Annotated in this window: 24 protein-coding genes; 5 read left to right on the forward strand and 19 right to left on the reverse strand. The window is 44.0% G+C overall.

Annotated elements, in window-relative coordinates; genetic code table 11:
• Positions 1-49: 49 nt before the first annotated feature.
• The 4 genes from rsmA to ACHBID_RS02190 form a co-directional block, all read right to left on the reverse strand.
• On the reverse strand, positions 50-922 hold the full coding sequence (gene rsmA / locus ACHBID_RS02175) for a 16S rRNA (adenine(1518)-N(6)/adenine(1519)-N(6))-dimethyltransferase RsmA (RefSeq protein ID WP_394731577.1): 873 nt from the start codon (positions 920-922) through the stop codon (positions 50-52).
• 11 nt (positions 923-933) lie between these two features.
• Positions 934-1,566, reverse strand: a complete 633-nt coding sequence (locus ACHBID_RS02180) for a tetratricopeptide repeat protein (protein ID WP_394731578.1) — start codon at positions 1,564-1,566, stop codon at positions 934-936.
• Positions 1,567-1,652: 86 nt separating this feature from the next.
• On the reverse strand, positions 1,653-1,910 hold the full coding sequence (locus ACHBID_RS02185) for a Txe/YoeB family addiction module toxin (RefSeq protein ID WP_105123973.1): 258 nt from the start codon (positions 1,908-1,910) through the stop codon (positions 1,653-1,655).
• A gap of 1 nt (position 1,911) precedes the next feature.
• Entirely contained in the window at positions 1,912-2,172 is a 261-nt protein-coding gene (locus ACHBID_RS02190) for a type II toxin-antitoxin system Phd/YefM family antitoxin (RefSeq protein ID WP_029693536.1), read from the reverse strand.
• Positions 2,173-2,417: 245 nt separating this feature from the next.
• Between ACHBID_RS02190 and ACHBID_RS02195 the strand changes: the two genes are divergently transcribed.
• Positions 2,418-2,501: a putative holin-like toxin gene (locus tag ACHBID_RS02195; RefSeq protein WP_221739394.1), complete on the forward strand. Its 84-nt coding sequence runs from the start codon at positions 2,418-2,420 to the stop codon at positions 2,499-2,501.
• 185 nt (positions 2,502-2,686) lie between these two features.
• Here ACHBID_RS02195 and ACHBID_RS02200 read toward each other — a convergent pair whose 3' ends face one another.
• The 6 genes from ACHBID_RS02200 to ACHBID_RS02225 are packed head-to-tail and all read right to left on the reverse strand — an operon-like array spanning position 2,687 to position 6,299.
• Entirely contained in the window at positions 2,687-3,142 is a 456-nt protein-coding gene (locus ACHBID_RS02200; RefSeq protein ID WP_257117157.1) for an 8-oxo-dGTP diphosphatase, read from the reverse strand.
• 3 nt (positions 3,143-3,145) lie between these two features.
• Positions 3,146-3,514, reverse strand: coding sequence for a hypothetical protein (locus ACHBID_RS02205; RefSeq protein ID WP_172021035.1), 369 nt, complete (start codon positions 3,512-3,514; stop codon positions 3,146-3,148).
• A complete protein-coding gene (gene rnmV / locus ACHBID_RS02210; RefSeq protein WP_105111050.1) occupies positions 3,507-4,076 on the reverse strand; it encodes a ribonuclease M5 in 570 nt (189 codons plus the stop codon). Before rnmV ends, ACHBID_RS02205 begins: the two co-directional genes overlap by 8 nt.
• Complete coding sequence (locus tag ACHBID_RS02215) at positions 4,060-4,842, reverse strand: TatD family hydrolase (protein ID WP_394731601.1); 783 nt, start codon at positions 4,840-4,842, stop codon at positions 4,060-4,062. Before ACHBID_RS02215 ends, rnmV begins: the two co-directional genes overlap by 17 nt.
• On the reverse strand, positions 4,826-5,050 hold the full coding sequence (locus ACHBID_RS02220) for a hypothetical protein (RefSeq protein WP_105111052.1): 225 nt from the start codon (positions 5,048-5,050) through the stop codon (positions 4,826-4,828). The genes ACHBID_RS02215 and ACHBID_RS02220 overlap by 17 nt, the downstream gene beginning before the upstream one ends.
• A gap of 22 nt (positions 5,051-5,072) precedes the next feature.
• On the reverse strand, positions 5,073-6,299 hold the full coding sequence (locus ACHBID_RS02225) for an ArgE/DapE family deacylase (RefSeq protein ID WP_394731579.1): 1,227 nt from the start codon (positions 6,297-6,299) through the stop codon (positions 5,073-5,075).
• A gap of 180 nt (positions 6,300-6,479) precedes the next feature.
• Between ACHBID_RS02225 and ACHBID_RS02230 the strand changes: the two genes are divergently transcribed.
• Positions 6,480-7,361: a diacylglycerol kinase family protein gene (locus tag ACHBID_RS02230; RefSeq protein ID WP_105111054.1), complete on the forward strand. Its 882-nt coding sequence runs from the start codon at positions 6,480-6,482 to the stop codon at positions 7,359-7,361.
• 51 nt (positions 7,362-7,412) lie between these two features.
• Here ACHBID_RS02230 and rpmH read toward each other — a convergent pair whose 3' ends face one another.
• The 9 genes from rpmH to ACHBID_RS02275 all read right to left on the reverse strand — a co-directional run bounded on the left by rpmH (position 7,413) and on the right by ACHBID_RS02275 (position 15,115).
• Entirely contained in the window at positions 7,413-7,550 is a 138-nt protein-coding gene (gene rpmH / locus ACHBID_RS02235; protein WP_018368178.1) for a 50S ribosomal protein L34, read from the reverse strand.
• A 157-nt stretch (positions 7,551-7,707) separates the two neighbouring features.
• Positions 7,708-8,718, reverse strand: a complete 1,011-nt coding sequence (gene jag / locus ACHBID_RS02240; RefSeq protein ID WP_105111055.1) for an RNA-binding cell elongation regulator Jag/EloR — start codon at positions 8,716-8,718, stop codon at positions 7,708-7,710.
• Between the two features lie 18 nt (positions 8,719-8,736).
• Positions 8,737-9,546, reverse strand: coding sequence for a YidC/Oxa1 family membrane protein insertase (locus ACHBID_RS02245; protein ID WP_105160356.1), 810 nt, complete (start codon positions 9,544-9,546; stop codon positions 8,737-8,739).
• The gene (rnpA, locus tag ACHBID_RS02250; RefSeq protein WP_105111057.1) at positions 9,530-9,889 is read right to left on the reverse strand and encodes a ribonuclease P protein component; all 360 of its coding nucleotides are present in this window, start codon (positions 9,887-9,889) and stop codon (positions 9,530-9,532) included. The genes ACHBID_RS02245 and rnpA overlap by 17 nt, the downstream gene beginning before the upstream one ends.
• 86 nt (positions 9,890-9,975) lie before the next feature.
• Positions 9,976-11,364, reverse strand: coding sequence for an argininosuccinate lyase (gene argH, locus ACHBID_RS02255; RefSeq protein WP_394731580.1), 1,389 nt, complete (start codon positions 11,362-11,364; stop codon positions 9,976-9,978).
• Positions 11,365-11,370: 6 nt separating this feature from the next.
• The gene (locus tag ACHBID_RS02260; RefSeq protein WP_105111059.1) at positions 11,371-12,567 is read right to left on the reverse strand and encodes an argininosuccinate synthase; all 1,197 of its coding nucleotides are present in this window, start codon (positions 12,565-12,567) and stop codon (positions 11,371-11,373) included.
• A gap of 190 nt (positions 12,568-12,757) precedes the next feature.
• Entirely contained in the window at positions 12,758-13,306 is a 549-nt protein-coding gene (locus ACHBID_RS02265) for a hypothetical protein (protein WP_105109010.1), read from the reverse strand.
• Between the two features lie 365 nt (positions 13,307-13,671).
• Positions 13,672-14,199, reverse strand: coding sequence for a transcription repressor NadR (locus ACHBID_RS02270; RefSeq protein ID WP_105111061.1), 528 nt, complete (start codon positions 14,197-14,199; stop codon positions 13,672-13,674).
• Between the two features lie 103 nt (positions 14,200-14,302).
• A complete protein-coding gene (locus ACHBID_RS02275; RefSeq protein ID WP_394731581.1) occupies positions 14,303-15,115 on the reverse strand; it encodes a VOC family protein in 813 nt (270 codons plus the stop codon).
• Between the two features lie 246 nt (positions 15,116-15,361).
• Between ACHBID_RS02275 and ACHBID_RS02280 the strand changes: the two genes are divergently transcribed.
• From ACHBID_RS02280 to ACHBID_RS02290, 3 genes are all read left to right on the forward strand, one after another.
• A complete protein-coding gene (locus tag ACHBID_RS02280; RefSeq protein WP_394731582.1) occupies positions 15,362-16,564 on the forward strand; it encodes an IS110 family transposase in 1,203 nt (400 codons plus the stop codon).
• A 227-nt stretch (positions 16,565-16,791) separates the two neighbouring features.
• Complete coding sequence (locus ACHBID_RS02285; RefSeq protein ID WP_394731582.1) at positions 16,792-17,994, forward strand: IS110 family transposase; 1,203 nt, start codon at positions 16,792-16,794, stop codon at positions 17,992-17,994.
• A 358-nt stretch (positions 17,995-18,352) separates the two neighbouring features.
• Positions 18,353-18,853: an NUDIX domain-containing protein gene (locus ACHBID_RS02290; protein WP_394731583.1), complete on the forward strand. Its 501-nt coding sequence runs from the start codon at positions 18,353-18,355 to the stop codon at positions 18,851-18,853.
• Positions 18,854-18,899: the final 46 nt, after the last annotated feature.

The following is an 18,899-nucleotide window of genomic DNA, read 5'->3' on the forward strand; positions in this document are numbered from 1 at the left end:
TCCATTAAAATAAATATTGATTGCAGATTTCTCCGCAATCAATACTTGCTTATAAGCCAACTTCCTGGAGGCTATCAGACAAACGTGCGAAGTCAGCCATAGAAAGTGCTTCTCCACGGACACTGGCTTCTAGCTCTGCCATGCCAAGTGCCTGCGTCAGCTTGTCCTTGACCTCTTCGGACTTGCCGAAATGGTTGGTCAAGTTGTTCCACAGGGTCTTGCGGCGGTGCACAAAGCTGGCCTTGGACACCCGGAAGAAGAATTCTTCATCCTTGACGCTCACCAGGGGTTGGTCACGGCGGACCATTTTGAGAATGGCGGAATCCACGTTTGGTGCGGGCACAAAGACGGTGCGAGGCACGATGAAGGCCACCTTGGCAGTCATGTAGTACTGGACCGCAATGGACAGGCTACCGTAAGCCTTGGTGTTTGGCTCGGCAGAAATGCGGTCGGCCACCTCCCGCTGCATCATGACCACGAACTCGCTGAAGGGAATCTTGCTCTCAATCAGGTGCATGAGGATGGGTGTGGTGATGTAGTAAGGCAGATTGGCCACAACCTTGATGGGCAGGTCAGGATTTTTGAAATTCTGAATCTGGGTCTGCAGGTCGGTCTTCAGGATGTCTTGGTTGACCACGGTCACATTATCAAAGCGGCCCAAGGTATCCGCCAAAATCGGAATCAGGCGGTCGTCAATCTCAAAGGCCATGACTTCAGCAGCATTTTCCGCCAAAAACTCGGTCAAGGCCCCGATGCCAGGTCCAATCTCGATGACATTGACATTCTGGTCAATCTCTGCCGTGTCCACAATCTTCTGTAAAATATTGGTATCGGTCAAAAAGTTCTGACCGAAGGATTTCTTAAAGGTAAACCCGTGGCGTTCCAGGACGGCGCGAGTAACGTTTTTGTCTGCGATTCTCATGTGTGTTCTTTCTAAATTATTTGATAGGTAGCCATCAATTCTCTAACTTCGTTCGCCCCAATATCATCTCCTGCTTCCTCAAAAGCAGTAATAGACTGTTCAAAAGCTTGTTCAGCCAGGGTAGTTGCTGTATTTGTCGCATAAATTTCACCCAGCCCTCGATAAGCACAGGCTTGAGCAATGAGGTCGTCTGTCATTAAGGCATTCTCTAAACTCCGTTTCATAAAATGCTGAGCCGATTCTAGCTCTCCTAGTTGCAATCGCAAATAGCCTTGCTCGTACTCATTAACCGACCATTTCAATTTGTCGTCTGAAAAATCAGTTGCTAACAACGCAGCCTCTTCCTCAATTAACTCCAAAGCCTGCTTAAAGTTGCCTTGACTCCGATAGACCATGGCCAGTTGGTGCAAACCGATATGCTCTTGCTCCACGTCTTTTTCATCGCGAGATAGTTGAATGTAGCATTGACAAGCTAATAAAGCTTTTTCAAAGTTTTGTTCGTCAAGATAAATGTAGGCAAATAGATTGAGACCAGCATAATCCAAACAACTTTCAACTTGATACTCTTTCTCAAGTAACTGCTTAGCCTCTACCACCTTCCCTTCAAAAAAGAGTTCCCATGCCTTGTCTATAGTATTACTCATATAGCTCTCCTTGTGTATGTTTCACATTATTCTGAGTTCATAATCTTGATTTTACCAACGGTTACTAGATAGTCTCCATTCTATCCTCACTTATAATGGTCCTTTAGCGACAAGATATACAACTGGTCGGATTCTACCATATAAATCAACCGATTCTCCGCATCAATCCGTCTCGACCAGGCACCCTGATAATCATACTTCAAAGGTTCTGGCTTGGCAATTCCTTCAAAAGGATGTCGTTGCATATCCTTGATAATCTTATTGATTCGCTTCAGTGTTTTCTTATCCTGACCCTGCCAATAAAGATAGTCTTCCCAAGCATCCTCTGTAAAATGGATTCCCATGCTAGTCAGCCTCTATCAGGTTTCGTTCTTGAGTTTGTCCCGCTTTGACTTGAGCCATACCACGTAGAACTTTTTGGGACAGATAAGTGTTCCGAGCAACAGCAAGGGTTTCTTGTAAACTATCCCACTCACTCTTTGAGAGTACAACAATATCTTCCTCTGGATTTTTATTAACCACGACCAAGGGCTCAAACTCGTCATTGACCTTTTTCATATAGTCCTTTAAGTGGTTTCGAAAATGGGAATATACAATAGCTTCCATAAGCAATACCTCTCATCATTTCTAGGCTTACTATAGCATAGAAAAAAAGAGTTGTCAAACTTATTGTACAACTCTTCATCAATTCTTATGCGTGTTTCTCATTTTTTGCCTTTTATTTTAAAAAAGCGGAACAAAATACTTGTTGTTTTCCGAATTAATCTAGTGTAGGGAAGTTCCGAAGGCGGGACGGAAATCTGATGCAGGAGGTGAGGCCATGGCACAACTCCTTAGAAAGGTGACCGTCGATGTCAGTTTATGAGGCAATTGAGCTAATGATAAACTTTGGCATTCTTTTACTGGCTATTTTAACATTTCAACGAAAAAAATAAACAGTAAAACCGCACTTCCAACTTTGACAGGTCTGTAAGTAGCGGTTTTTCTGTTATCTACAAATACGTCCCGTCTTTAAAACGGTCCTATGGGTCATCAGGTGAAAACTTGGTGACCTTTCTGTTTTTATTGTAGGCTTTTTAAGTGAAATTGTCAAGTCAATCGGCAGTTTGCTTCGCTAAACTCACTTATTCTCCACCTTCCACTCACCATCTTCAAACCAGTAGAAATTCTCCGTCAGCTGTGGCTGTTCAAAGATTTCCAACATAGCTTCAAAACCGTCTGCCAGCTGAACATTCTTCAGGTCCGCACGATCAATCCAAAAGACTTCTCCCTCATCAGAAGATTGGAGAACACCTGAAAACTGGTTGGTTTTGTAGCAAAATACCAGATAGCGATACTGGTCAGTAGGATCCGTCCAGTTTTGAATGCCACAGAGTTCGAGATTGGATACAGTTAAACCCGTTTCTTCCTTGATTTCACGAATGACAGAGGCAATAAGCGACTCATTTGGCTCGATATGCCCTCCAGGAAATGTGATTCCCGGCCACTTTGCTGACTTTCGTTCCTGGACCAACACCCGCTGACCCTCGCTAATCATACACATATTGGTTAAGACAACTTGTTCTCGTCTAGACATTCCCTATCTCCCCAAATCATCAAAATAATAGAGATTCAAAAATTCTTCCTCAGTAACTAGACGTTTAAAATTGTAAAACCAGCGATAGACTTCCACGGCTGGTCCATCAAACTCTACCCTGTCGTCCATTTCTTGCACACCAGCAATATGAAACAAACGACTCTGTTTCCAAATCCCATCCGCATTGACATAGCCATCTTCAACTGAACCACGCAAATAGTCTGCTAGTTTGTTCTTATCAACCTGCTCATCCTCCCAAACAAGGACATCAGCCGGCAGCAAATAGGTCACTTCTTCATAAGATGAGTAATTCTCATAAGTTGGCTCAAACTCGTTTTTTACCAAGCACTTAACAGCGTAAACTCTATCCATGATAGCTCACCATACACTCCTCCACTTCCACCAAACTTATCCCAAACAGCTCCAAGCGTTTGAGGAGTTGCTTGCCGTTGCAGTAGCCGATACGGAGCTTCTCTCCCAGATGTTCTCTCCGCTTGCGGCTGTCGCCACCCATAAGCAAGCCTAGGCGAATCAGGTCTGACTTGCTAATGTCAAAGTTATTTTCGTCATCATAGTAGCCACGAACGCCCGCCAGGGCCTTTTCCAAGTCTTCGAAGCTGGCGTGCTCAATCCCCAGGGATCGTCCTTTTGTTTTGGACTTAGGGGCAGCCTCGTCCCGCTGTAAAAAAGCGTGTTTGACCGTGGGAATGGCCTGCATAATGATTTTCCGAATCCGCTCCCCATTGTAGTCTGGGTCGGTAAAGACAATGACGCCACGCAGGTCATGGAGTTTCTCGATGCGTTCCAAGTCATCGTCTGATATGGCAGAACCCCTGGTTTCGTAGGTATCCACCTCGTAAAACCGTTTCAAGTTTGCCGTATCATCCTTGCCCTCGACAACGAGGACTTCTTGAATCTTAATTTTCTGAGTCAATTCTGAACAAGCTCCTTGCATTCTCGTAGGTCGCTTTCGCCACTTCTTCGACCGATTGGTTGCGAAGCTGGGCCAACATATCCACCACATATCTGGTGTAGCCGGTGCGATTTTCCCGACCACGCTTGGGAACTGGGGCCAGATAGGGCGCATCCGTTTCAACCAGGATTTTTTCTAGGGGCAACGCTTGCGCCGCTTCTTGAAGTTCGACAGCTTTTTTGAAGGTCACTACTCCCGAGAAGGAGATGTGCATACCCAAGTCCATGAAGGCCTGAGCCTCCTCCAGCGTACCAGAGAAGGAATGCATGATACCTCCGCGCGGACCGACGCCGACTTCCTTGATGATCTGGTAGGTATCTTCCAAAGCATCACGAGTATGAACCACAAAGGGCAAATCCAACTGCTTGGCCAACTCCATCTGTCGCTTGAAGATATGGGCCTGGGTTTCCTTATCTGCCGTCATCCAGTAGTAGTCCAGCCCAATCTCCCCCAGGGCAATGACCTTGGGATGCTTAAGAGCCTTGAGTAGATAACGTTCAACTTCTTCATCATAAGTGCCAGCCTCTGTCGGATGCCAGCCCAATGTCAGATAGATTTCAGGATGCTGATCAGCAAGCTCCATAGCCTTGTCAATGGTTGCTCGGTCAAAACCGACGACGTTGTGGAGGGTGACCCCCATCTCCTTGGCAAAATCTAGTTCTTCTTGGACCCGACCATCAAACTGCTCGACGTTGAGGTGGGTATGGGTATCAAATATGTCTATCATCATACTTCTCTTTCTTTTCTACCATTATACCATAAGCCACCTCTGTCTTTGGCTGAGAAAAAGCACCGAACCCTGTCCGATGCTTTCTTTTATGGTTATTCTTCAAACTGGCCATCTTTAAATCCTGTGAGACCTTTTCTTTCTCTACTATATCACATTTTTGAATAGAATATAAACAGATGACGCCTATAACAGTTTTATCTTTCATCAGTATCCAGCAAACATTCCAATTATGAAAGATAGTCAGATAGAATGGCTTGATAAATCGCAATAAAATCCCAGTATTGCTCCACCGGTAAACGTTCATCAATCTTGTGATTGAGCATGGGAATGCCTGGGCCATAAACGGCCACGTCAAACGTTTTCTCCGACAGAGTAAATTGGGCTGCATCGGTTGTTCCCGACACCGCTAGAGGGACTAAGGTGGTTGGCAGATTGTTTTGTCCTGACAGGTCACCTCCTAAAACCTCTTCCATCTGCTTCAATTGGGCAGGAACCTGTAAACTAGGAAACTGCTGCTGTACTTTCAAAATAGACTGAATGAGTGGAGAATTCTTATCACTAACAACTGGTTTTTGATCAGCAGTCACCTCTATACTTAAATCAAATCCTTCTTGCTCATTCAGCTCTTCAATCACTTCCTTGACTGTTCGAATTACGTCTTGGTTATCAAAAGCAGGGATTGTCCTGGCATTAGCTTCAAAACTTGCCCAATCGGGAATAGAATTCACCTGTTGGCCCCCTGTTACCACCGTAATATTATGAAAGGTTTGCCCTAACTCTGGATCAGTATGCTTTGTTGCTTCTTGTGCAATAGCTTCTGATATCTTCAGCATAGCATGATTGAGGTGCTCAATGGCATTGTTCCCGAGTTCTGGCATGGAAGAATGGGCTGCCGTACCCTTGGAAGTGACCTTGTAGTTCAACGAGCCTTTATGAGCATAAATAATCCCAATATTACAAGGTTCTCCAATTAGCAAACCATCTAAATCATCCACATAGCCCAGCTTCGTTAGCTGCTTGGAACCATATTCTCCAACTTCTTCACCAACAGTCGCCAACAATCGAATGGTCCCTGAATAGTCTTGTGATTCATGGAGGGCAACCATAGCCAGAATAAGAGCTGCAAGACCCGACTTCATATCTGAAGCTCCCCGTCCCCAAAGAATCTTGTTTTCATCAACGAAACCTGAAAAAGGAGGGTGAGTCCAATCCTCGGCATTGCCAGCACTGACAACATCCAAGTGACCAGTTAGTCCCAATTTTTTCCCAGGCCCATTTGAAATTTCCGCTACTAAACTAGCACGTCTTGGCGCAAATTCCACTAACTCGCTCTCGATGCCATGAGCAGATAAAAACTCTTGAATATAGCGAGCCAGTTCTTCTTCATTATCATTTTCTGTATTAATCTGTATCATGTCCTGTAACAATTGGACTGCTTCTTCTTTTGTTACCATATCGATTCCTCCTTATAATATCCTAGTATATCACTTTTAATTGTTTTTTGATATATCTAGTATATCACTTTTAATTGTTTTTTGATATATTGAATTCACGGGACAAGGAGCTTCCTTTTGCAATCACAGCCTAAATACCTTATAATATAGAGGTAAGTTGTATTTTGAAAGGAGATTCGCATGAAAAAAGCTTTATTAGTAGTGAATCCTAGTTCTGGTGGGGAACGTGCCCTGGAGTTTAGAGACTTGGCCCAGGTCAAATTGGAGGAATATTTTGACCAAGTCCTTATCAAAGAGACTCAAAAAGGCGGAGATGCTTGCCAATTCGTCAAGGAGGCTGCGCAAGAAGGTTTTGACAGTGTCTTTGTCATGGGCGGAGATGGGACAGTTAACGAGGGCATCAGTGGTCTGGCTAAGGAAGAATATCGACCGAATTTTGGATTTTTCCCACTAGGTACGGTCAACGACTTAGCGCGAGCCTTGGGAATTCCCCTTGATCCAGCGCAAGCTATTAAACAATTTGATCCAAACCGTAAGCGCCCTCTTGATATTGGCCAGGTCAACGATAGCTACTTTATGAATGTCGTGGCAATCGGCGCTATTCCACAAGCTATCAATAATGTTGATCCAGATGAGAAAACCCGCTATGGGAAGATGGCCTATTTCATCAATGGCTTCAAGGAATTGATAAACAACCAACTCTATGAGTTTCAGATTCAATTAGACGGCGAGACTAAGGAAATTGCCTCGACAACCATCCTGATTGGGCTAACTAATTCCATTGGTGGGTTTGAAACCCTTCTTCCAGATGCCAAGGTAGATGACGGCCTTTTACACCTGCTCTATCTGAAAGATAGCCACTTCTTAAATACGGTATCTGCCATTCCTCAGCTGATGGGCGGCGTCACAGAAGAAAGTAATAGCCTGGGTTATGAAACCTTCAAGGAAGGGGAAATCAAACTTCTCGATGGGGACCTACAAATCAACATTGATGGAGACGAGGGAGATAGTCTTCCTATTCGTATCTCGGTCCTTCCATCTCACCTATCTGTTTATTATTAAAAAAGAAAAAACCAGCAGACTCGAGTTTCTGCTGGTTTTACATTCGTCTTCTTATGCCACTGCAAGCACTTTGCGTCCTTTACGACGACGAGCTGCTAAGACACGACGGCCGTTTTTGGTTGACATACGGTTACGGAATCCGTGTTTACGAGCACGACGGATTTTACTTGGTTGAAAAGTACGTTTCACGATGAATACCTCCTCTTAGATTCTTGTATTCGTTTAGCCGGCTAGTTTTGATCAGTTACTAAACATACCAAACTATTTTATAAGAATTCTGACTGTTTGTCAAGGCATTTTGACCTATTTTCAGTAAGGAGTGTGAAAAAAAGAGGCTAAACCTCTTTTAATCGTTGTGTCCTTCAATGTCCACGACCACATAGCGGTTAGGCTCGCTACCTTCAGAATAGCTGGTCAAGCCGTCCATTTTGGAAATAATCCGGTGGATAATCTTGCGCTCACTGCTAGACATCGGATCTGTGTGATAGGCCTCTTGTTCTGCCAGGACCCGCTCCGCCAATTTTTGAGCGTAGCCTTGCAAGACTTCTGCACGATGTTCCACATAGTCATTAACGTTGATATTGATGTAGAAATTGCGCTCATAGCGGTTGTAGAGGAAGTTCTGCGCCAACAATTGCAACGCCTTCAAGACCTTGCCGTGGTAGCCGATTACGCGACCAGGCTCATTTGTATCAACCTGAATGTTGATGGTACGGCGGTTATGGCTGGTCTCGATCCGTGCCTCAACGTCCATGTCATCCAAGATTTCCTGCACGTAAGCTGATACTTCTGCCACCACCTGCTCAATGTCATGCTGGTACTCGATTTTAATGTCTAAGTCGGAAAACTCTTCCGATTTTGAAACAGGCTCTGTCTCCTCAGTAGCCTCAGGAGTTTCAACAACTTCTTCAATTGTCTCTTCTGCAGTGGCCGGTTGCAGGAGTTCTTCTGGCAAAATTTCGATACGACCTGTTTCTTCTAAAATCGTAGTCGCTTCTTTTTCATTTTTCAGAATCTGAGCCTTGATATCATCCTCTAAGACCTCACCAGACTTTTCGTATTCCTTAACAGCGGCAACAACCTTACCAAGGTCAATCGTCGCTTCTGATACGCTTTTCACTGGCTCGTTTTGCTCGTTGATTTCATCTGGAACGCCACGAACAGCCTTCTGGTTAGCCTTGACAACCGTTGTTTCATTGATAACATCAATATCGACGACCGCTGGTTTCTTACCAAAACCAAGGAAACCTTTTTTCTCACGAGCAACGACAGTAATATGTGCCTTCTTACGAGGGATATTTAATTCTGCCAAACCATTTTGGATGGCTTCTTCAACATTTGCACCTGTAAATTTCATCTTTTCTCTCCTACTATCCTATTTCTTTTTCTGGGCTTTTTTCTGAGCTTTCCTGATTTTAGCCTGGCGCGCTTTCTCTGCATCAATCTTAGCTTGACGCTCTGCTATGATTTTAAAAGGATTATTGAAAATCAAGGTTTGAACGACTTGGTAGGCGTTGGACACGGTCCAATAAAGGGCAACCCCGCTAGCTGACGTCACCGCAAAGAAGAAAATGAGAAACGGCATGACGTACATCATCACGGTCAGAGCACCATTTTTCTCTGGCGCAGCCTTATTGGTCAACCAGGTACTAAGGAAGGTGAAGACCGCAGCCAGAATCGGCAAAATAAAGTACGGGTCCGGCTGACCCAAGTTCATCCAGAGAAACTGGCCAACCTTGAGAGCATCCACCTTAGTCAGGGCTTGGAAAAGAGCCAAAAGAATGGGCATCTGGATCAAAAGCGGTATAAAGGATGACCCCATGCTGACGCCGTTTTCTTTGTAAAGACGCTGGGTCGCTTCAGCCAATAATTGGCGGCTTTCCATATCTTTGCCTGGATAGCGTTCCTGCAACTCTCTCAGCTGCGGCTGAATTTCCTGCATCTTGCGAGAGGATTTTGCCTGAATCTGAAAGAGTGGCAACAATAAGGTCCGAATCAAGATAGTGAAAAGGATAATCCCAATACCGATATGACCATTGATAGACAAGAATTGGATGATGCTGGCAAACCACTCAATGAGTGAATCCCAGACACCCGAAGATTGGTTGCTGGCTTGATTTCCACAGGCCGCTAATACGACAAGGGACAGGGTCAAGAGGCCCGCCCATTTAATTTTCTTTTTCAATCTCAACACCTTCCTGGTAGAGTTTCGCAAGTTTCAAAACATGGAGCAGATTCTTCCTGATTTCTTGGTAGGTCAATTCCTCCACACCCTTACGGGCAATGATGACAAAATCCTCTGCCTGTATATCCTCTTTCAATTCAAGCAGAACATGCCGCAGGCGACGCTTGATTTTATTGCGTGTGACGGCATTTCCTAACTTCTTGCTGACAGATAAACCTACACGGAAATGCTCTTTTTGATTGGCCAAACGGTAGACCACAAAGCGTCGATTGGCAACATTGTGTCCCTTGGAAAAAATATCATTGAAATCTCGTTCGCGCTTGACACGGTAGCTTTTTCTCAAACTGTCACTCCATCTTTCAAAATTACCTCTATTATACCATAAAATTCAAAAAAGCCAATAAACATCACGTTTAGAGGCATTTTTCATTATTTATCTGGGTTTAATTCCACTGTCGCTTGCTGAATTTGGTGTTGAACTGACTCAAATCCTGTCCCACCCAGTGAGGTTCTGCGTTCCACCGCTGTACGAGATTGCAGGGCCTGGTAGATGTCCTCCTCAATCAAGTCCGTCACTTCTTGGTAACGTTCCAGCGGAATATCCTGCAAGTAGTGACCAGCCTTGGTGCATTCCAAGACTAGCTTGCCGACCACTTCATGGGCCTGGCGGAAAGGCATTCCCTTGCTGGCCAAGTAGTCTGCCAACTCAGTCGCATTGGAGAAGTCTTTCTCGGTTGAAACAGCCATTCTATCCTTGTGAACGGTCATAGATTCCAGCATACCGGCCAGTATGTCAATGGCAACTGTAATGGTCTCCGCCGTGTCAAACATGCCCTCTTTATCTTCCTGGAGGTCTTTGTTGTAGGCCAATGGCAGAGCCTTCATGACGGTCAGTAAACCAACCAAATTGCCCACTACCCGACCCGATTTTCCTCTGATCAACTCTGCCATATCAGGATTTTTCTTCTGCGGCATGATAGAGGAACCTGTTGAGAAGGTGTCCGATAGGGTGACAAATTGGTACTCGTGGGAACACCAGTTGATGATTTCCTCGCATAGACGAGAAGCATGCATCATGAGAATAGAGCTATTAGACAAAAATTCCAAGATGAAATCACGGTCAGACACCGCATCTAATGAATTGCTGTAAGGTTTGGCAAAGCCCATCAAATCAGAAGTCAGTTGACGGTCAATGGGGAAAGTAGTTCCTGCAAGGGCCGCTGCGCCCAGCGGTGACATGTCCGCATGCTGGATATTGAAAGTAAAGCGCTCGCTGTCACGGGTGAACATTTGATAGTAGGCCATGAGATGGTGACCAAAAGAAATGGGTTGGGCATGCTGCAAGTGCGTATAGCCCGGCATAATGGTCTCCACATGTTCCTCAGCCAAATGGACCAAGACCTGACGTAGATTGGCCAATTTCTCAATCACCTCATGGAGCTTGTCCTTGAGATAGAGGTGCATGTCTGTCGCGACCTGGTCATTCCGTGAACGAGCCGTGTGGAGCTTGCCAGCCACTGGACCGATTTTTTCCGTCAAGAGCGATTCCATGTTCATGTGGATGTCTTCGTTGGTCACGTCGAATTCCAGCTGACCAGTCTCATACTCAGCCAAGAGCTCTTCCAGACCAGCCTTGATAGTGTCTGCTTCAGACTGCTCAATGATACCTGTCTGACCCAGCATGGTCACATGGGCAATGGATCCTTGAATATCAAACTTGGCTAGTTTCTGGTCGAAGCGGATAGAGGCACCAAATTCCTCCACCCAGGCCTCCAAGCTGGCCTCAAAACGACCGCCCCATAATTTCTTTTCCATCAAAATCTCCTATTGGTTTTGGTGATGTACTTCCGCATTTACCTTGGTTGGCAAGCCCCAGAGCTTGATAAAGCCGACTGCTGCTGCCTGGTCAAAGGTATCTGCACTTGTGTAGGTTGCAAGATTTTCATCATAGAGTGAGTTTGGTGATTTTCTAGCAACGACTTGAGCTGTACCCTTGAACAATTTTACCTTGGCAGTACCGTTTACCACTGACTGGGTTTGTTTCAAGTAAGCCTTCAAAGCATCTGTCGCTGGATTGAACCACAAACCGTTATAAATCAAGTTTGACAATTCATTGGAAATGATTGGTTTGAAGTGAGCTACTTCACGAACCAGGGTCAAATCTTCAATTTCCTTATGAGCTGTCAAGAGGGTAATGGCACCTGGGCACTCGTAGATTTCACGCGACTTGATACCCACCAAACGGTTCTCAACGTGGTCGATACGACCAACACCATGGGCACCCGCAATCACATTGAGTTTCTGAATCAAATTAGCCAGGCTCAGCTCTTCTCCATTGACGGCAACAGGTACACCAGACTTAAATTCGATTTCGACATATTCAGGCGTATCTGGTGCCTTTTCTGGAGCAGTCGTGATACCGAATGCATCTTCTGGCGCCTCGTTCCATGGATTTTCCAAGACACCACACTCATTGGCACGACCCCAAAGGTTTTGGTCGATTGAGTAAGGGCTGTCCAAATTAGCTGGAACCGGCACACCATTTTCCTTGGCAAAGATAATCTCTTCCTCACGAGACCAGTGCCATTCACGAACCGGAGCCACAACCTTCAAGTTTGGATCCAGGGCAGCGATTGCCACCTCAAAACGAACCTGGTCATTTCCCTTACCGGTACAACCGTGGGCAATAGTCGTCGCGCCAGTCTGGTGGGCAATTTCAACCAGTTTTTTAGAAATCAAAGGACGGCTGAGAGCGGATACCAATGGGTATTTTTGCTCATAGTAGGCTTGAGCTTGGAGGGCAGGAAGCACGTAGTCATAGGCAAACTCTTCCTTAACATCGATAACATGGGACTCAACCGCACCGATCGACAAGGCCTTGTCATGGATAAATTCCAAATCCTTACCCTCACCCACGTCCATGCAGACAGCGACAACATCATAATCCTTCTTCAACCATGCAATAGCAACCGAAGTATCTAAACCACCTGAATAGGCTAGGATTAATTTTTCTTTCGTCATAAACATTCTCATTTCTATTTAAATTAGCAAATAAAACTTAGTGACTATTATAGTGTATATTTATACTTTTTGCAACATATTTATACACATTTTTTAAAAAAATTGAATAAATCTCGTACATTTACAGAAAAACAAGAAAAAGCCAGAGAGTTTTCTCCGACTTCTAGACTATATTTTATCTCAACTCACATTAAGGTTGATAAATTTTCCGTTCTTTCAAGATTTTCCAAAAATAATATGCCAAACTAAAATCGAGCAATCCATGAAGTGCAGAACCTAGACCAACTAAGCCAAGCATAGTCATCCAATAAGTATCTGAAGTCTGCCCACCCGAAGTCAGGGCCATGACCACAATATACTCCCCTAAGCCATGAAGTAGATTGAGACCAATCCCTAATATGAAGAAACGCTTGGTGTCCATAAAACTTGGAAATCGATTTATTAAAAAAGCTCCCAGAGTAAGAAAAATCAAGTGGGTTAATGCACGAAATACGATGACAATAGGAAATCCTGCTAAAAAGAAGCCTAAACTGGAGCCCAATGCTACCAATATGGCCGTTGCTGGTGAAATAAACATTGCAATAAACAACGGAATATGACTAGCAAGTGTGTAGGATGCTGGACCAATAACAATTTTAATCGGCATCATCAGTGGAATCAATATAGCAAATGCAGTAAGAATCGCACTAATGGAAAGCTGCTTGACGGAACTTTTAGATGATAGTGTTAATTGGGACATAAGGAACCTCTCTTTCTATAGGTTCGATTATAAACCAAAACATTACAGGTGTCAAGACACCTGTAATGTTGAGTTTGTAGACAAAGTCTCTTTTCAGACTTTCCTGAGGTGATGTCGGACGGTAGCGACTTCCTTCGGAATTCCATACCTAGCCTTTGAGCCTAAGGTCTCACAGGCTCCGAATGCTTGAAACGACAACGTTTCAAGCATTTTCATCACAGCGGAAAGTCCCGGCTTAGGGCTCGCTCCGCTTGCAAAATAAATCAAATTTTTATTTCTTCTTAGCGGAGCTACTAAGTTTATTTATACAAAAGCTAGTTTGTCTACGTTCTGAACATTACAGGTGTCAAGACACCTGTAATGTTTTATTGATTTTCTAGCAAAATTCCTGCAGCCTTTAATACCAAAGAAAGTTCTTGGTAGGCTTGAACCGAGGGAAATGAGACAGTATGAGTATGAACTCCTTCTGTTAAATTACTCAATAGTACTCCTTTATAATGACTCAAATCATCTAAAAAACGGTCCCGATCTTCAAAACTGGTAATATTTAGTTTGCCAGATAATAGACCGTAAATAGGATGTTCAATTTCGACATCAAGGATTTGAGCTCCTCCCTCTAATAGGATAGTCAACTCTTTTTCAACATCTTCTGGTCCATGCTGACAAACTATTTTACGAACATAAGCTCCCTCAATAGACGCCAGAGAAGACTGCAGTAGGTAGCCTCTCGGAGTCGCCAAAACCAGATCCCCCTCTGCTCGAAGCAAGGCTATATCTCCCACAATCACCTGACGGCTCACTCCAAATTCTTTTGCTAGGTAATTCGCTGAAAGTGGTTGAGATGTTTCCTGTAAAAGTGATAAAATGTGCTTTCGTCTTTCTATTGCTTTCATGTGGTCTCCCCTCTACTTTCTTTCATTATACCAAAAACCGAGCCAATTCATTCTTGTCTAATAGAAAAAACAGAAACTGCTATCCAGTTCCTGCCAATCTTGACTAATTTAATATCGTTTGAATAGTTGCGAAATCTAGACGTTTCATGGTCAACACTGCATCATTAACAGCCTTGACAGTTTCTTGGCTAGCCGTATCGTATGCTTCCATCAACATACGCGGTACAATCTGCCAGGAAATCCCAAACTGGTCCTTGACCCAACCGCACATTTCCGCCTCTGGCACTGCTGATAAGAGGTCATAATAGAAATTGAGTTCGTCCTGACTATCCACATAGACCATGAGCGAGAAGGCTTCGTTGAATGAAGCTTCACCCCCGTAGCCGTGGTCCATGACAATCATTTTCTGTCCAGCGATAAGAAGTTCCGCATAGTTCAGTTTGGCAGCCTCAACAGCAGCCTCCCCTTCACCGTAGTAGGAAAGTTGACCGACACTAGCCTGAGGGAGCTTGTCCTTGTAGTAGTCCAACATAGGCTGGGCCAAACCAACCTGTTCCTGCGAGAAGAGCAGACAGATGTCAAACTGATAAGACTTGACCAAGTCGGGTGCATAAGATAGTTGCCAAGACAGACCAAAGCGGTCTTCCAACCAGACATAGTAAGGGCTGAAGGGATACTCTCCCAAAGGCATGAGAATACGACCGCCTTCTGACAAGGCTTGGTACAAACGTGTCACTTCATCCTTGCTGGCTACATTGACCATAAGGGACATGGACTCATTGAGCTTAAAGTATGGACCCGCACTAATAGCCGCCAAGGTCATATCGCCCAGTTGAAACTGAATCAAATCCGAATCACCCGAAGGCGTATCCGTAATGGTATAGGTCCAGTCCAGCTTGCCACCGAATAGGTCCACATAAACATACTAAGATTAGTAGTGAGGAAATCTCCGACGGGAGAAAGTACTCACTACTTTTTCTTTATGATAAAGTAGAGGTGTCTTGTTAAGTCGTAGGGCTTTTTGACGCTAGACGTCGCAACAAAAACTGGCAAGACACCTGTTTTAGAAAGAATGTTATCAAAGTATGTGGGACGCCAGACGTCGAGTATTGAAAATGACATCACTAAAACAAGGAATCATTCAAGACAAAGAGGTAATATCATGCGAGTAGTATTTGGGATTGACGTGAGTAAAGTAAGTTCAGAAGTAGCCATTCTAGTTAACGGCGAGAAAGTTCATGGCTATACCATGTCCAATGATGCCATTGGCTTTTCTCGGCTACTTGGCGATTTGAAAACCGTCCACAAGCCAGAAATCATTTTTGAAGCAACAGGCGTCTATTCTCGTCGTCTTCAAGCTTTTCTAGATGAACATGGCTACGCTTATACACGACTCAATCCCTTAGAAGCTAAGAAGCAACTGGATAGCTTGCGTGTGCGGAAAACAGATCAAATTGACGCCGAAAAACTAGCTCAATCTCAGTTTGTACTGAATCGTAAAACGACGTATGTCCAAAAAGAAGTCTACCAAAACTTGCGGGATCTCAGCCGTTTCTATCAGAATCTGACCGAGGACATCGTTCGAGCTAAAAACCGTCTGCACAAGGTCTTACAAGTCACTTTTCCTGAATTGGAAAATATCTTATCAACACCATCTGGCGAACAATACTGGAATCTGGTCATAGCTTTTCCTTGCAAGGACTTCGTGCTTGATTTAAGCAAGGACGAACTCTCAGAGAGCATCCGTCTGTCCACTACAAAACGGATTTCGGACAAGCGTGTGGCTTACTTAGCTGAGAAGCTTACAGCACTAGCTAATCAATCTTATTGTGCCGTCAAGAAAACCTCTCCAATCATGGAAGAGGTGCGTTACTATGCGAAAGAATTGCTTAGACTTTCTGAACAGAGACAAGCAGTCTTAGACGAAATGGTGGAACTAGCCCAACCTTTACCAGAGTATGACATTCTGCTTTCTATTCCTGGTATCGCTGAGACTACTGCAACAAGTATTATTGGCGAACTGGGAGATATTCGCCGTTTTCAGTCTGCCAATCAAATCAATGCCTTTATCGGTATTGACCTGAGACACTATGAATCTGGAAACTTCATCGCTAAGGAACACATTACCAAGCGTGGCAATCCCTATGCTAGAAAGATTCTGTTCAAATGCATTCACAATATCGCTTCAGCTAGTCACACCAATCCTTGCCATATAGCAGACTTTTATGAGAAACGAAAAAGGCAATCGCAAATGACTTCAACCAAGCCACACACGATTGCCTCCATACATCGTCTCATTCGGACAATGTATTACCTCATAACGCATAACAAACTTTACGATTATATTTCAACCCAAAATCAGTAAAATTGTTTATGCACTATCATTGTAACACCTTATCAAAAATTTTCAACATAAGGTGTTAATTTCGTGTACTCTTTTTTACACGTAACTTTAGTCCAAAAGAAAACAATTGCCTTATTTTGACTATTGAACTCAAAATATTTTTCATCAAATACCTTGATAGACTTGACAAATGGTAGAAAAATGACATCACTAAAACAAGGAATCATTCAAGACAAAGAGGTAATATCATGCGAGTAGTATTTGGGATTGACGTGAGTAAAGTAAGTTCAGAAGTAGCCATTCTAGTTAACGGCGAGAAAGTTCATGGCTATACCATGTCCAATGATGCCATTGGCTTTTCTCGGCTACTTGGCGATTTGAAAACCGTCCACAAGCCAGAAATCATTTTTGAAGCAACAGGCGTCTATTCTCGTCGTCTTCAAGCTTTTCTAGATGAACATGGCTACGCTTATACACGACTCAATCCCTTAGAAGCTAAGAAGCAACTGGATAGCTTGCGTGTGCGGAAAACAGATCAAATTGACGCCGAAAAACTAGCTCAATCTCAGTTTGTACTGAATCGTAAAACGACGTATGTCCAAAAAGAAGTCTACCAAAACTTGCGGGATCTCAGCCGTTTCTATCAGAATCTGACCGAGGACATCGTTCGAGCTAAAAACCGTCTGCACAAGGTCTTACAAGTCACTTTTCCTGAATTGGAAAATATCTTATCAACACCATCTGGCGAACAATACTGGAATCTGGTCATAGCTTTTCCTTGCAAGGACTTCGTGCTTGATTTAAGCAAGGACGAACTCTCAGAGAGCATCCGTCTGTCCACTACAAAACGGATTTCGGACAAGCGTGTGGCTTACTTAGCTGAGAAGCTTACAGCACTAGCTAATCAATCTTATTGTGCCGTCAAGAAAACCTCTCCAATCATGGAAGAGGTGCGTTACTATGCGAAAGAATTGCTTAGACTTTCTGAACAGAGACAAGCAGTCTTAGACGAAATGGTGGAACTAGCCCAACCTTTACCAGAGTATGACATTCTGCTTTCTATTCCTGGTATCGCTGAGACTACTGCAACAAGTATTATTGGCGAACTGGGAGATATTCGCCGTTTTCAGTCTGCCAATCAAATCAATGCCTTTATCGGTATTGACCTGAGACACTATGAATCTGGAAACTTCATCGCTAAGGAACACATTACCAAGCGTGGCAATCCCTATGCTAGAAAGATTCTGTTCAAATGCATTCACAATATCGCTTCAGCTAGTCACACCAATCCTTGCCATATAGCAGACTTTTATGAGAAACGAAAAAGGCAATCGCAAATGACTTCAACCAAGCCACACACGATTGCCTCCATACATCGTCTCATTCGGACAATGTATTACCTCATAACGCATAACAAACTTTACGATTATATTTCAACCCAAAATCAGTAAAATTGTTTATGCACTATCATTGTAACACCTTATCAAAAATTTTCAACATAAGGTGTTAATTTCGTGTACTCTTTTTTACACGTAACTTTAGTCCAAAAGAAAACAATTGCCTTATTTTGACTATTGAACTCAAAATATTTTTCATCAAATACCTTGATAGACTTGACAAATGGTAGAAAAAAGCCACCGCTTCTTTTGCCTCTGTGTCATACCAGAGGTGAGGAATAATAGGTTGCATAAATTTCTCCTTTGAGTTAGTAGCCCCAGTATAACACTTGTCCGTACAAAAACAAAACATGTTGCCTTACACTTACAGATGTGCTATACTGAATAACTACAAAATTGACAGGAGAATGAAATGGAAATCTGGAACGCCTACACAGCCCACGGTCACTTGACCGACCAAACTCTCACACGCGGAGAACCCATTCCCGACAGCCTCTACCACCTGGTCGTCGAGTGCATCATCCGCCACCACGACGGTAGCACCCTCTTCATGAAACGCGACAGCACCAAACCCTCCTACCCTGACTATTATGAAGCGACAGCAGGAGGTTCGGCCTTGTTTGGGGAAATAGCAGAGCAAGCCATTTTGCGCGAAGTCCGCGAAGAGACAGGCATTGAGCTGATAGTTGACCAACTCCGCCACCATACACACTTTGTCGCCCATGACGACCAGTGCATTTTCCACTGCTACTGGGCCGAAACCAATTGGGACAAAGCTGCTATCCAACTCCAAGCCAACGAAACCAGCAACTACATCTGGGTCCCACAAGAAAATTTGAAAGATTTCCTGGAAACAGAGCTAGTCATTCCAAGGCAGAAAGGCTATGTGGAGAGGCTATTTTTAGAAAGCTAAATTCCCCTAACAGACAAATCCCCGCCGTCATGTGACAGCGGGGATT

Source organism: Streptococcus sp. A25, from assembly GCF_043674095.1.
Lineage (GTDB): Bacteria > Bacillota > Bacilli > Lactobacillales > Streptococcaceae > Streptococcus > Streptococcus suis_V.